Origin of the sequence: Cohnella sp. 56, from assembly GCF_037963805.1 — a bacterium.
Classification (GTDB): Bacteria; Bacillota; Bacilli; order Paenibacillales; family Paenibacillaceae; genus Cohnella.
In genome coordinates, this window is the sequence record NZ_JAZDQE010000010.1 from 1 (window position 1) to 14,924 (window position 14,924).

Sequence of the window (14,924 nt, forward strand, 5' to 3'; positions counted from 1 at the left end):
ATTCGAGTGAAATCAAAGGACGAACTCAAACGACGGATCGAGCGATATCTTGAGGAAGTGAACCAGAATCCGGTTCCGTTTCGATGGTCGTACGGGTTAGAGCGTTAATTCTGGAGCGTTCTACTAGATGCTGACGATATCATAGGTTGAATAGGATTGTTTCCTTTGGATTGCTAGGTTGCGGTTAGCCTGGCTGCGGTCGATCGGATATGATACAATTCAAGCTATTACTCGATTGCCAATAAAAGAAAGAAGGTACGACGATGACCTGGAGAGAAATATCAACTGCCGACGAGTGGCATTCGCTTGTAGCTAAATCCGCCGAACGCGGACAGGTTATTTTAAAGCATAGTACGACCTGTCCCGTCAGCGCCAATGCGCTTCATGAATACGAGCAATATTTGAATGGTACGCCGAATCCGGACGTGGACTATACGCTGGTCAAGGTCATTGAATCCCGCGCCGTATCGAATCAGATCGCGGAGGACCTGAATGTCAAACACGAATCGCCGCAAATTATTTATATGAAGGATAAGGCTAAATATTGGAGCGCTACGCACTGGGCGGTCACCAAAGCGCATATGACGGCCGTGTTGGACTAACTTCGGTGATTGCCGGTACTCGGCTTGGAGTGCGGCAGCTTTTCTAAAAAGAATACTTGACTGTATGGCCTGCCGCATGGTATATTATTTCTCGCTGATGCCGAATCATCGGCAGTACAGCACACCTTATGCGGTCGTGGCGGAATTGGCAGACGCGCTGGATTCAGGTTTTAGCGCGCCCACAATTTAACGCTTCAACCGGTACTCAGCCCGCACGGTGATTGGGTTCTTGCAAAATGAGCAGCGCGCCAAACAGTCGCAAGGCGCACCAATCATGAAATTTCCCTCAAAAGTTTAGCGCACCCCGCTAAAGAAATCTTTAGTGCGGCCGACATAGGCGCGGCTGGTGTGTCGACAGTAACTCTCCGGGGGAAGAGAGTCAAGCAACAATTTTATATGCGGTCATGGTGGAATTGGCAGACGCGCCGGCTTCAGGTGCCGGTGGTAGCAATACCGTGGAGGTTCGAGTCCTCTTGACCGCACCATACCTTCAAACAAACTCTTCTTTCGGGAAGGGTTTTTATTTTGTGTATTACAGTACTGTAATCTCAAATTATAAAGGAATTAAAATTCATCATCTGTTATAATGGGTTTGAGGTGACGGATATATGGCCGGAATAAAAAAAATAACGCTGGACAATCAACTTCAGGAGAAGCTTTGGAGCCTGATTCATAACGAGGATGAAGTTATTGCCGACGTACTGGGTACGGAAGTCAAGTTGACGGTTATCTCCTCTGTTCCGCACGATCAGCGCGAGATTATAAAAGAAATTGAGTCTGACCCGGAACTTCAAACCATGTTGAAGGATTCCGAAGAGGATGAAAAGGCCGGTCGTAACTATTCGGTTGAAGAGGCCATTAAATATATTCAGGAGTTCCATGCGGAATAATGCGACGGGTGACTTTTTCCGAGCAAGTTTTGAAGCGGATTGCTACCATACAAAGTCTGCTTTTTTCTCGACAGGAAACAGAAGAATTTCAAATCAAGCTCATTCATTCGATACATGCTCGTCTTTCTGTAATCGCTCCACATGAAGGTTATCGTGAATATGATCGGGGGTCATGGGCGAATACACGTCGTATTGTAGTGATGGGCTACAAAGTATATTATGTTTACAACAGGATGGAAGATATCATTCGAGTGAGAGCCATAAAAGCACCTGGAATGAAGTAGGTTTATTCTTGTTTATGGGGATGACATTTTGGAATGCTCAGTGCCTATTATTAAGAGTGCTTCCGCTAAATTAGATTCGTTGCTCCAGGCTTCAGGAAAAGTTAATCTGTAGATGATGTTGTTTCGTAAAGCCTTACAATAAAAAGAGATGCCGGATGGGCAATGACCTGTCCTGGCCTCTTTTTTTGTTTATCGCTTTCTGTGAAGCCGATGCTGCTCCAGTATAAAGTAACGACTTGCGTCTCGTCTGGATAATATCTAGGGGGAATAACCCAAGTAAACTGCAGAGATGACAAAAATGTAAAGGAAATATGACATTATAAATAGATGGTGTGTTGCTGAATTTGTCAGAGATTGCTATGGCCGATGCAGGAACTAGAAAAGGATTTAGAAGCATTACGAATTGTTTAATTGTTTGGCAACTTTGCTTCTTCAGCATGCAGTCAAAGGGAACGTTGCCTCGCCGCAGAACTTCCGCAGTGAAGCTTTGGTAATGCCGATTACTTGCATTTTAGATATAGGTGGCAAAGAGTGCAGGTACTGTCGTAACTATAGCACTTCGTTGGATGTTGGAGCGTAATACCCCCGATCTTAGTAGGGAGCAGAATGATGGCTACTCTAACATAGAGAAACATGTAGAAAAAGCATATGATTAATTTGAGTTTTTTTGATAAAATATGACTATACCAAATGATTCCAATGAAGGATAGTCAGAAGGTGAATGGACAATGTATAGATCAAATGAATTATTGTGCGAAAAAATCAAACTGGAACTCTCCAATATACAAGTGAAAACAATTAAACTCCGTCAGCTTGAAAATCTTTTCGAAGGAGAGGTGGAATACGATATATTCTTTGCAGCCATAAGGCAGTTAGAAATGGAAGAGCTTCTTAAACCGATTAAATCACATGGCATCAATCATCATGGCCTTGCTCATGCCTTTCGCATACAAAAACAAGATTTAAATAAACCGCTGCAGGAGCAAATCCGTATAAAACAATTACAAATACACCCTCTGATTAATTTATCATGCTATTTTACTTTGTCTCTTGAGACCTGGGAGAACGATCAGGAATTAATCAATCGGTTAAATAAATATATAAACGAAAAGGGACTTCCGGACAAGGAGGCATTCTCCTCTGAACGTTCCTATGAACTTGCAGGCGATGAAAAATGGATCGATGAAGGGGGAGGCCGTGCTTTTTTGGAACGAGTAGGGATCTACTCGTCACTGCGAATTGTCTCTATACCAGAACCACTAATGTTTGCTATAAATCCTTCGCAAATGGCATCGGCTGAGCATATTCATTTGATTGTAGAAAATAAGGCAGTGTACGCCGCGCTTTCTACTTGTCTTGTAGAGTCACCGTATACAACCTTAATTTATGGATCAGGAAAAAGCTTTTTATCTAGTATTATGAAATTGGAAGAACAATTGAATATGCCGGATCGAACGCATCGGCTTTTATATTTTGGAGATCTGGATCGTGAGGGTATTACGATTTGGAATAGCCTTCATCATAGACGATTTGCTCCACCTTGTTTGATTTTTTATCGTGCGCTCCTTGAAAAAGATTTTACTTACGGCAAACAGAATCAACGGCATAATCATGAGGCAGAAAACAATTTTGTCAGATTTTTTCTGGCACATGAACAGGACAAGGTCCGTCAGATGCTAGCAAAGGGCGGCTATTACCCGCAAGAGGCTTTAAAAGCTGATGAACTTCGTGAAATATGGAGGCACTCATGGAAAGAGTAATGGATGATGCTATCAAAGGATACGGTGAACGAGTAAAACGGCTAGCTATAATGGACCCTTTATTTCGATTAAAGTATCGAAAGAGAAATGAAGAAGATGAAAACGTGGATTGGTTTTCTATGGGCTTGTTATCGCTTCTTTTCTTTTTTGAATGTATGCTTCAACGCCAATTTAAAAAAGGTGTTCCTGAATTATCAGATTTTTTGTATAGTATCTGCGGAAAACGCTTGCAACTTAGTCGCTCACGTTTTCATCAAATTGCAGAAACCATTGTTCAAACGTACCGTGATCCAACAGGGAAAAGACAAGAGGAACAGTATTGGGATTGGGAGACAAGGATAACCGAAACATATTCCTTTTCTATTCTAAAGACAGCTGGATTTGATAAATCTGAAAATCGGCAATATTATACGTTGGATGAAGCGGGAATCGAGCTTATTTTTGCTACTAAAGAGTATTACAGCGAGTTTCGAATTTCCATTAATCAACTTCTTATTCGTAAGCAACTTGAAAAAGGCGAATTTGTCAACGCTCTAACTGAAATACACGAAATGAGAATTGCCGTAGAAGTGATCCGGGAACAGATGCGTCGGCTTGGAATGGATGTCGTTAGAAATATCGTATCAGATGAGACTTATCAGAAATTTTTGCAAATCGTTAAAGACACTCACTCACGTTTGGTGAGAGAAGACGAAGAGTTCAAAGAATTGTACAATTTTGTCATGGATACGACTCAAAAGCAAAGTGCTGATTTGCAAACATCCAAAGATTTGAAAGCTTATGAGCAACTATTGCAAATCTCCAAAGAATTAGGCGAGGTCCATCATTTGCACCAATTGTTACTCAAAGAGGCTATTCAATTAAAGAACAAAGCATTTGATTCGGCTAAACAGGCGCTTTATTCCATTGGATTACAAACTTTTCATTTCGATCATGAAATTGTATCACGACTTGTCTCTTCTCCATTGCCTCCTCTCGCGGCTAAGGGGTTAGCTACAACTTTCACATCGTTACATCGGCACAGAAGTTGGTCACTTTTGACGGTCTTTGATAAACAAAGAAGTTCTTCCTTCAATCAGGAGCCAACGAACTATGGTTACCCAGAAGTGGACGATGAGCAGGTTGAACAAAATCGACAGATACAACAAAAAAATTTCTCACTTATTATGAAACAAGTTCTGGAGATTATGAAGGAAAGTCGTGAAATCGAACTCAAGGAACTCAGTGAGTTGCTTCCATCACATATTGTGAACCATCGATCTTACTATGATTTCTGGCTAGTCCTGCATCAGCGTTCCCCAGCAAGGTGGGAGCCAGATCGAGACGGAGATGTTATGAATGGGGCGCTTGTGCAACTAGAAGGTGATGTTCTTGTTGTAACCGAATGCATAGGAGTCATTCAGCCCGCGCCTCGATTTGCCATTCAGAATATGCGTGTGGAACGGAGACTGAAAGAACGTGAGATATAATGAGCAGGCAGTGATGCAGGCATTTGAGATATTTGCAGCATTAATGGGTAATGGGGAACAGTCTGGGAAGGAGATTGAACCTTATTTATTGAATGACGATGTTCGTAGTTTGACCGAACAATTCGCTTGGCGAGTCGACAGTGTAATTGTGCAAGCTGGAGATATATTGTACCTCATTCCGAAGACAGGTTTCTCTCCATTTCATTTAAAAATGGAAGAAGTACGTCGCGAACTTGGCGTGAATGCTACAAATGCTGATGTGTATATGATGTATTTATGCATTTTGATTTTTATAGGCGAATTTTATTGCAGTTATCAATCTTCCAATATCCAGCGTGATTTTTTAACTGTTGATGAATGGCTGGACAAAGTTGGAGAACGGATAGAGACGTTGCGTGAGCATGGAGAAGAAGCGCTTTTGCGTTACGAGAAGGATTTTGACTGCAATTGGATCGCGATTATCCAGAAATGGGACGCATTAAATGATATTCGAGAATCCTCCTTCAGACAAGCTGGGCGAACAGTTACACGAATCAGTTTCTTGTACAAAACATGTGAGTTTATGAAAAAACAACAGATATTGATGGAAATTGGCGATGATGAGTATACGCTGACCGAGAAAGCTCAGATCATTGTTCAGCGCTACTTTATGGAGACACAATACAATCGGGGCATTTTACAGTTCATGTATCAATATGATGGTCGAAAGGAGAACGAGAATGCCGGCAATATCTAAAATTAGATTTGCTAATGTTGTATATGAGGGCGGCGGAAAACGATATAATGATGAAACTTTTCGTTTCGATGGTCATAATGCCGCAATATTATTGGAAAATGGAGGAGGAAAGACGGTATTTATTCAAACGGCTCTCCAGGCAGTGATTCCCCATACTAACCTGGCAGACCGTAAGTTGCTCCAAACGCTAACATTAAGCGGCGCTCATGCGCATATTGCTATTGAATGGATTTTACAGGACAAGCCAAGACAATATGCGGTTACTGCGGTCACCTTGTTTCTTCGAAATGAAAGACTTGACTCTCATAAATACGTTTATACCTATACAACAAATGACGAAGGAGCTATCGAGAAAATACCATTCTCAGTTCCGGATTCGAGAGAAAATCTGCGCCCCGCTTCTGCCGGGGAAATAAATGATTACTATATAGGAATGAGCCGAAAGCATCTTACGGCAAAAACATTTTCAACCATTGAAAGCTATCGCGCTTATTTGGAAAAGCATTTTAAAATCGTTGAAACTGAATGGGATTCGCTTGCTACGATTAATAGCGGTGAAGGCGACGTAGAGGCATTCTTTGAGAATTGCAAAACCACCTCTGACCTGGTGAATCGATTGCTTATTCCTTCCGTACAAAAAGCAATCGGTGGACATGGTGTTGGGGGATTTACTGATTTGTTCGAAGGGAATCGGGATAATTTTCGAAAGAATAAGCAGCTTAAGGAACAGATTGAAGAAAATATACGGATTGAATCAGAATTGGCAGGTATGATGATTGGTTTCGAACGGCTGGATCAATTAAAGCAAGAAGAAAATAAATATTACGAGCAAATGAAGGCAATATATTCTTACACCTCTGCTCAAAAAGTGGAAGCGGATGAAAGATATAGCACGCTACAAAAGCAACTAGAGAGTCTAATAGAGGAAGAAAAGATACTCGAGCAAGAGCATGCGTCGCTTGCTATTGCTGACTTGACTATTAAGGAAGAACAAGCGAATCGGTACTTTCTTGAGTCAAGAACTGCTTATGAAACGATTAAAACCGAGCAACTCAAAGTACAGCATGAATTGGAAAAATTAAAGTATTTACGAGACAAACAGGATTATGATCGCAAAACAGCTCAGTTACAGGCAGAGGAACTGCGTCTGAAATCATTAGATGAAGAGCATGACGAATCGGAGTTAAAGGAACAGCTGCAGGTCACGCTAGCTCAATTAAAAGATGTGTATGAAGACAAGGAGCACTACTTAGGGAGAGAGTATGAGGCGGTTAAACGTCAGATCGAGAATACCAAACAAGAAAAAACGAAATTAGATCAGGATATTGAGAGTAAGCATGCTCAATTGATTGAACTCGATAAACAAACGGTAAAGTTCTCTGTATTAACCGATGAGCTGGTAAAGCAGAAGGAACGCATTGAACTTGAAATTTTGGAAAACAGCCAGCAACTCGTAGAAAGCGAGTTAGTCGTCTGGATAAACAAACTGGAGCAAGTTCAAAAAGAACTTGTTGAGCAGAAAGCGCTAGAGCAGAAGGCTCAAAAGGAGAAAGAAGAAAATCTTGAATTGATCGGTTTTCTTCGTGAAGATATAAGGGTCACAGAGCTTTCACATCAGGATGCGGAAAATGTTGTGAAGAGGGTCATTCAAGAGCAAGAACAACTCCTTACGGATTTACGTGGTTTGTATGCACTGAGAAATGTTTCGGATGTTTATTTGGAGCAGGACAAAATTGTGATGTCGCTTGAAATTGAGGAGACAAAGAAGAAAAAAACGCTAGAAAGCGCGCGGCTAAAGGAACGGGTTGCTAGCCGTTTGCAGGATTCATACGGTGATTTGGATGTCTTTACGGCTGACCCTTGGATTCGCCAGTGGATCAGACAAATCGATTATCCTGTCGAAAGCGGAACGGATTTTGCTGAAAGATTATTACGTGAAACGCAACTAAACAAGCAGGAATTATTTGTTCGTTTTCCGTTTTGGCAGATGAGTATTGTGGTCCAACCTGAGAATAAGCACATAATTGAAAAGAAACTTGAAGATTCTGCTAGCGAGCTTACTTTTCCAGTAATAGTACTTTCTGTTTATGAAGCCAGGACACTTGCCGAACAACCATTTATTTATCAAACAGTGACACCGTCTTATTGGCCGGATGTGTTAGAAACGTCAGGCTTTGAACTATGGAAGCAAAAAATTGCGGATCATGCAAAGGCAGCAGCCGACAATGTAAAGCATTGTGAGTTTGAGTTGAACGGCATTATAAGGATGATGGATGATCTTAAACGTTTCCTTCAACGTAATTCATATAAAGTATATAAAGAACGGGTTGAACAGAAAAAGCAATGCGAAGAGAAGCTGCGTCAACTCCGTGGGGAGATTGTTCAATTAGATACCAGCTTAGCCGAAAACGAAAAAGTGATAGTAACGATAGCGGAAAAAAGACAGTGGTTATCCGATTTTATTCGTAAGTTAGAGTATAAAATGCGTAAAGCTGCAGAGTGGCAAAATAAAGTGAAAGAACTACAGACGATTAATATTCAACTTAAAGCATGCAGCGAGGAAATGAAAATTGCTCAATTAATGATAGATCGAATGAAAAAAGAACAGAAATCTTTGGTTGAACTACTGGAAGAACTGGAAAGTAACCGTGAGGCTGTATACGATCTGATTAGTGAATTAAAAGGTGAAGAGCTTTTCCTAGAGTTGAAAAAGATAGAAAAGTCGATGCCGGCAGAAAACTCGGAAGCAGCGCTTAAACAAACTCGTATTTTACTAAAGGAGATGCTGCTGGAGGTTGAGAAAGAAAAAAGCGCAATTGAAAGACGGATTTTCCAATATCAGGAGGAGATCAAACAGCAAATAATAAAACTAGCGGAGTATAAAATTGAACTTCCCGACCAGGAGTTTCCGGCTGACGGACAAATTCGTATTCAACAGGCAGCGTCCAAATTAAGTGGGCTGACAAATCTTATGGAAGATAAACATATATCCTTTAAGGAAGCGGAATTAAAAAAAAGAGAAGTAGAAGCAAGATTAAGTGAAAAAATTGATGCTTATCATAAAGGACATAAAGGACCAATCCATTCCTTTAGTGATCCGTTGGATATGGTTGAAACCCACCTGATTGAAAAAGGAAAGCGGCTCTTATCTCAACGTTCTTTTTTGGAAAAGGAGGAACAAATAACTAGAACAGCAATGGAAGAATTGAAAAAAATGCTGAATCATATGGACAAACAGAATATTAGATATGAATTTCTATCTGAACGTGTCCGGCAAATTGTTTTTCCCACGGAAAGACGGAACGAGTTTAATTTAAATAAGGAGCAATTCGTGCTTGAATTCCTAAAACAGATAGAGGACATTTATAAACGGGTGACGCTTGAAAAGCAAGGGGTCGAAAGGGAGCGTCAAAAATTTGAACGATTTGTGGAGTTTAAGATTAAAAACGAGAAATTGCGTCAGGCAGCGCTTAATGGAATTCGGCAGCGAAGTACGTATCAAGAATTGAGAGAATGGGAACGCGGAATGAAGGAACGTGTAGCGCGTGCTACCTTGATTGCGGAGCAAGGGATGCAAGAATTTAATCAGGATTTAAAACATTTTATTCAGCAGTTACATACGTACATGACTACAGTGCGTGATGAACTTGGCAATATTGAAAAGATGACGAGAGTCAAAGTGGAAGACGCTTATAAATCCATCATTGTAATTACAACTCCAACGTGGGAGGAAGACTTTGCCCGAGAACGATTGTTTCGCCATGTTGAGTGGATAAGTGAGCGATTGACCGGAGACGAATATAAAACAGACGAAGGGATCGAAGATACCACAAAAGTTCGTCGAGACATTGAAAAATGGTTGCACCCGAGACACCTTTTAATGAAAATTAGCGAGCATCCCATTAAAGTCCAGGTTCGCAAAGTTTCCAATGACAATCGAGTAAGTCACGCACTCGAAGAGTGGACTACCTCCAATTTATGGTCAGGTGGCGAAAAATGGAGTAAAAACATGGCTCTTTTTTTAGGAATTCAAAGTTATCTATCGGAAAAACGGCAATATGTTACCAAGACAAAAATGAATAACAGGTCAGCTATTCTGGATAATCCCTTCGGCAAGGCTTCCAGTGACCATGTTTTAGAACCTGTTTTTTTTATTGCGAATCAACTCGGATACCAAATCATTGCACTAACCGCTCATACTGAAGGTAAGTTTCTAAGGGATTACTTCCCTATTATTTATAGTTGTCGCCTCCGTAATGCGAAAGATGGGGGAACGTCGATAATAAAATACGATCAGGAAATCCGTCACGCTTATTTTGAGGATAAGGAACCTATAGTTTTGGAGAGGCTTGGCAAAGTAGAGAAGATACAACAACTCCAAATGTTTTAAATTAAAGAAAATGATTCGGCAACTTGTTTTTTTGTTCTCTTAGATCCCATGGAATCCCTCAAGCTGAATAAAGCTAATATTTCAATGCAAAGAGAAAAGTTGCATTCGTATTGAATAGGACTAGGGCGTGTATTCAAACTATCGAAAAGGGCTAGAATCCGGTAAACTTTTCATATGAGAAGACGATACGAGATCCGTGATGATCAATGGGAAAGCCTCAAAGACCTCTTGCCGCCGGAACGGAAACCCCAAGGCGGACGCCCGGCCATCGACAACCGCCATATGCTCAATGGGATGCTCTGGGTGATCCGTTCAGGAGCAGCCTGGCGGGATTTGCCAGACTATTATGGCCCCTGGAGCAGCATTTACACCCGATTCCGCCGCTGGGAGAAGGCCGGGATATTTGACCGGATGCTGGAGACGCTCGCTGCCGAGCCCGATTCGGAAAGTACGATGATGGATGCCTCCATCGTCCGTGTTCACCAGCACGGCGCGGGGGCAAAAGGGGGCAGCAATTTCAAGCCATCGGACGATCCCGAGGAGGCTTGACCACCAAGATTCATGCGGTGGTGGATGCCCTCGGCAATCCGCTTCAATTCGAAGTGACGGCAGGCAACATCAACGATTGTGTCGTGGGCTATGAGATTTTGCTAACCTTGGATCTTAAAGGTCAAAATGTGTTGGCCGACCGCGGCTATGACACCGACAAGATTATCGAACTATTGGATGAAAAGCAGTCGAATGCGGTCATTCCTAGCCGTAAACATCGCACCGTTCAACGAACGACCGATTGGTACTTGTTTAAAGAACGGCATCTGGTCGAATGCCTCTTTAATAAGCTGAAGCACAATCGGCGATTGGCAACCCGATACGACAAATTAGCGCGGACCTTCATGGCCTTTTTAAAGCTGGCGGCTTCCATGGTTTGGTTGGCCTGAGGTTTGAATACACGCCCTAGGAAAATCTCTTGAATGCTCATTTTCTAAAAAAAAGTATTGGAGTGTCAGGCTATGTTGCATGTGGATAAAATGAGGAATATAATGTAAGAGGGGCTTGTGCTCCACACTAAACTACGGGTAAGTTCCGTAGGCTAGTGCAGTATAAGGAGCGACTCATAATAACGTGAGTCAGCTAAATTGTTCATTCAAGGTTTGACGAATACCAGGCTAAGCTTGGTACATGCACTCGTAACGAGTGAAGGAGAAGACCAGGAGAATTTTTGGTCAATAGGTATTTTTGAAGAGCAGGTAATGCATTCTCTACAAGGTATAATTGAAAATTACGTTCTGCTCTAGTCTTGGTACGTACCCCATGAACCCATGGAGGATGCGTATTCGAAGAACAAGAAAGAACAAAAGTAAGAAACGCGGTCATTTCAAGCAGTATTTGATTGAGGTGGCAACTGGCCTGACTGTGGGCTTGTTGCTTATCCTGATTGAACGACTGTGGAAATAGGCGCGTAACGCGGAAGAGGGGCAGGCCACCCCTCTTTTTTGTATTTCGTTGCCGAAGCCCCAAACGAGGTGAACCGTATCCTAAGTGACGGCGAAAAATTTGGGGTATGGGTAAGTGTATCTGACATAAAGGAATTTATAGCCCCTATTACCTGAGCCGGGAGGAAACAACGGCGTATATTGTCACTTAGGAATACCGACTTCGATGAGCATTTCTGTGTCAGCGCCGAGTGCGTTTTATGCTGGTAGCACTCGGCGAGCCACACATGAACAGTTATCGCCTTCTTCGAATCTGAGCATGTTCAACAGGGCTGTATTTCCGATGCTGCTCCCGCACCTCATTGTTAAAAAGTCGAACATATATCTGAACCATGTCCAGGCAAGAATGGCCGAGAATGAGTTGCAAAGAAAAAGGATCGCCGCCATTTCGAATGTACATTTTGGCCATCGTGTGGCGGAAGGTATGTGGGGAAACCCGCACGCCCGTAACTTTCGCCATCAGGCCATAGTCATGAATTCGCTCTTGCAAGGAGCGGATTTGCAGCGGTTGATTATCAATCGAAACAAACAATGCCGGAGTGGGCAGATTCCCACGTTCGGCCAGATAAGATCGAAGCGATTTGGCGCAGGTTTTCTGGAACGGAACCCGTCGTTCTTTTGCTCCCTTTCCCATAACGCGCAGCTCCCTTTCTTGCATATGGAGATCGTTTACGCGCAAACCGAGGAGTTCGCCAATACGAATGCCTGTATCCAGCAATAGCAGCAGGATGGTGTAATCGCGAAGCCCGGTGAAAGTGGATTGATCCGGCTGTCGCAGTAACCGCACAAGTTCGTTTTGGGAAAACGTAGCGATCGCATCTTTGGGAGCTTTGACAGACGTCAAGGCTGATGCCGGATTCGTCGGGATGTGCTGATGCTGGTGCAGAAACCGAAAAAAGATCCGGCAGCAACTTAGACGCCCATTTATCGTTTGCGGGGCCAGTTGCTTCCCCAGCATGTAGCCGAGGAAATGACGCTGCAAGTTATCAGCTGTGATTTGATCAAAGTCCGCGCATTGCTGTTGTTCTTCCAATACCTGCAGCAGGTAACGCAATGTGCTGTCATAATAAGCAATGGAACGCTGGCTGAGGTTCCGGGATCGGCAATCCTGGAGGAAAAGATCAATCCATTCCTCGTTCGATGCTTTGGCCGAGAAAGACCGATCCGTTTGGGTGGACACACGATTGGTACGACGTTTAACGGGACTATTCACGAGACATCTTCCTTTCTTCTTTGCATTCCTGAGCATAACGGAGAAGCGATTCGACGGGGCTGCATGTTTCGTGCCAATGGCGTACATCGGCGGGCTGGAGCGGCACATATTGACGGGTCATGGTGATGTCGCTATGTCCTAAAAGGGCTTGCAAAGCGTAGGCATTACCGCCATGCATTAAAAAAGATTTGGCCATCGTTCGTCGGAAGGCATGGGCGGAACCGGGTACACCGGCGTCATGGCAGTGCTTGATAATCAACTGCTTGATCGTGTCTGGCTGAAGGGGTTGCCCTTTGCTTGAGATCCATAAGCCATCATGCTGCTGCCCGCCGCGCAGTCGCAGATACGAGCGGAGTGCCGCGGCGCAAGTGTTCTGCATGGGGACGAAGCGGCTTTTGTTTCCTTTTCCTTGGGCAATGCGAATAAAGCCGTCCTGAAAGTCCAGGTCGGAAATAAGCAAGGTGCTTAATTCGGCAAGTCGAATACCGGTATCCAGCAATAACAACATCATGGTGTAGTCCCGCAGTCCCGTGAATCGCCGGAGATCGGGTTGATGAAAAATCCGTTCGACTTCCGCTTCCGTGAAGCAGATGGGCTCGTAAGGGTTGACCTGTGAATTCGAAGGCATGGCTATGGCGAAGTTTTCTCCAGCTGTATCCGGAAATGCGAATCGAAAAAATTGCCGACACGTATAAAATCGGCCACGAATGGAATGCCGGGCATAGCCTTGCTCGTTCAATTGTTGAAGCCAATCCTGAAGGACCATCACGCAGTTGGAAGCGAGGAACGGCATCTGGCGAGAGATAAAAAATCGTTCCAAGCCCAACAAGTGGAAGGAATAGTACGTGATCGTTTGGGGGGATAAACCGCGATGCGAGGCGGCGAGGAGAAACTGCCGAACCTGGTCTTGAAATTCAGGCTGGTGGAAGCTCGGCAGGTTGTGGGGAGTAGAGGTTGGACTCGTAATCGTCATACAGAAGGCCCTCCAATCAGGAAATGGAGGGAGAAGCAGAATGGAGATTTAGAGGGGAATCGTCCGGTTGACGCGCTTTTCTCCCGCGCCAGATTCGGCGAATGAAATCCACTGGGCGAATAATCTGGCGCGTCTCCCCAACATGAAGAACTCTTGCTCCACCTGCATTTCCCAGCCCCGAATTTAGCGCGTCTCGGGCCAGACACGCCGATTTCAGGTGCCGGTGGTAGCAATACCGTGGAGGTTCGAGTCCTCTTGACCGCACCATACCTTCAAACGAAGCCCTACAGATTATCTCTGTAGGGCTCTTCATATTTTATGCGTTATACGTAACTATTGATTTAGGTGCAAGAAGAGGATTAATAGCTATTCCTTCTTAGGTAGACATAACAAGTTGAACGGGTCACTTATGAGATACAGAGTTTCATCAGGCGGAGGTCGATTATAGATTGAATCCTTGTGTCCAAATGTAGCCGATATCAAATGAGAAAAACGGTCTTGGACTTCCGCTCCTTTATTGAGGTATCTTTCGCTTTTAGCACAAAACAATGATTATCGATTCATGTCCATTAGTGGCATGTCAATTGAGTTCAATTGGGCGTGCCGACAGTTGAAGAATCAGCGTGCAGGTGTTGATTATTTCGGCGCGGCAGAGCCACGCGGTTGATGAGTGAGAGCCACAATGTTAATGAAATAGGGCCACTGTGTTAGTCGGGAGAGCCACCGCTAAATTCGACAATTCTGTATTCCGTATATAGTAAGCCAGTCAAGGCCGCGAAGTGTTCATTTCAGCCTTAATGGCGATCTCTCGTCCTCACCTCTTCTATGGTCCAGCAAAGCCTTGCTGGACCTGCTAAACGGCGAGTGACGGGGTGCAAGGGGCGTGCTCCCTGCGTTTCCCTCGAGAGGGGGACGGAAGGGGGAGTTTGCATTCCTTGACATAAAAACAATGTGGCTCTCGCCATTTACATCGAGGAACGGCATCTGATGAAAGATAATAAATCGTTAGAAAGAATAATATGTGAGCGTTCAGGGAGATAAAACCGCGATGAGAGGAGGTAAGGAGAAACTGTCGAATCTGGTCTTGGCTGATGGAAGCCCTGCAGATTGTGGG

8 protein-coding genes, 1 tRNA gene and 1 pseudogene are annotated in these 14,924 nt (G+C 43.6%); 8 read left to right on the forward strand and 2 right to left on the reverse strand.

Going from position 1 to position 14,924, the window contains the following annotated elements; genetic code table 11:
• Positions 1-263: 263 nt before the first annotated feature.
• The 8 genes and pseudogenes from ytxJ to VQ071_RS17435 all read left to right on the forward strand — a co-directional run.
• Positions 264-602, forward strand: a complete 339-nt coding sequence (gene ytxJ, locus VQ071_RS17400) for a bacillithiol system redox-active protein YtxJ (RefSeq protein ID WP_340515390.1) — start codon at positions 264-266, stop codon at positions 600-602.
• A gap of 398 nt (positions 603-1,000) precedes the next feature.
• Positions 1,001-1,087: transfer RNA gene (locus tag VQ071_RS17405), tRNA-Leu, on the forward strand.
• A 123-nt stretch (positions 1,088-1,210) separates the two neighbouring features.
• Complete coding sequence (locus VQ071_RS17410) at positions 1,211-1,492, forward strand: hypothetical protein (RefSeq protein ID WP_136372024.1); 282 nt, start codon at positions 1,211-1,213, stop codon at positions 1,490-1,492.
• A gap of 1,012 nt (positions 1,493-2,504) precedes the next feature.
• Positions 2,505-3,536, forward strand: a complete 1,032-nt coding sequence (locus tag VQ071_RS17415; RefSeq protein ID WP_340515391.1) for a Wadjet anti-phage system protein JetD domain-containing protein — start codon at positions 2,505-2,507, stop codon at positions 3,534-3,536.
• Positions 3,524-5,005, forward strand: a complete 1,482-nt coding sequence (locus tag VQ071_RS17420; protein WP_136372026.1) for a hypothetical protein — start codon at positions 3,524-3,526, stop codon at positions 5,003-5,005. The genes VQ071_RS17415 and VQ071_RS17420 overlap by 13 nt, the downstream gene beginning before the upstream one ends.
• Positions 4,995-5,741: a DUF6063 family protein gene (locus tag VQ071_RS17425; protein WP_136372027.1), complete on the forward strand. Its 747-nt coding sequence runs from the start codon at positions 4,995-4,997 to the stop codon at positions 5,739-5,741. The genes VQ071_RS17420 and VQ071_RS17425 overlap by 11 nt, the downstream gene beginning before the upstream one ends.
• Entirely contained in the window at positions 5,725-10,131 is a 4,407-nt protein-coding gene (locus VQ071_RS17430; protein ID WP_340515393.1) for a hypothetical protein, read from the forward strand. The genes VQ071_RS17425 and VQ071_RS17430 overlap by 17 nt, the downstream gene beginning before the upstream one ends.
• A gap of 204 nt (positions 10,132-10,335) precedes the next feature.
• Positions 10,336-11,069 (forward strand): annotated as a pseudogene (locus VQ071_RS17435) (IS5 family transposase); the annotation flags it as partial.
• Between the two features lie 790 nt (positions 11,070-11,859).
• Here VQ071_RS17435 and VQ071_RS17440 read toward each other — a convergent pair.
• Positions 11,860-12,837 (reverse strand): tyrosine-type recombinase/integrase, encoded by a 978-nt coding sequence (locus tag VQ071_RS17440; RefSeq protein ID WP_168735811.1) that lies wholly within the window; start codon positions 12,835-12,837, stop codon positions 11,860-11,862.
• A complete protein-coding gene (locus VQ071_RS17445; protein ID WP_340515394.1) occupies positions 12,830-13,810 on the reverse strand; it encodes a tyrosine-type recombinase/integrase in 981 nt (326 codons plus the stop codon). Before VQ071_RS17445 ends, VQ071_RS17440 begins: the two co-directional genes overlap by 8 nt.
• Positions 13,811-14,924 lie beyond the last annotated feature (1,114 nt).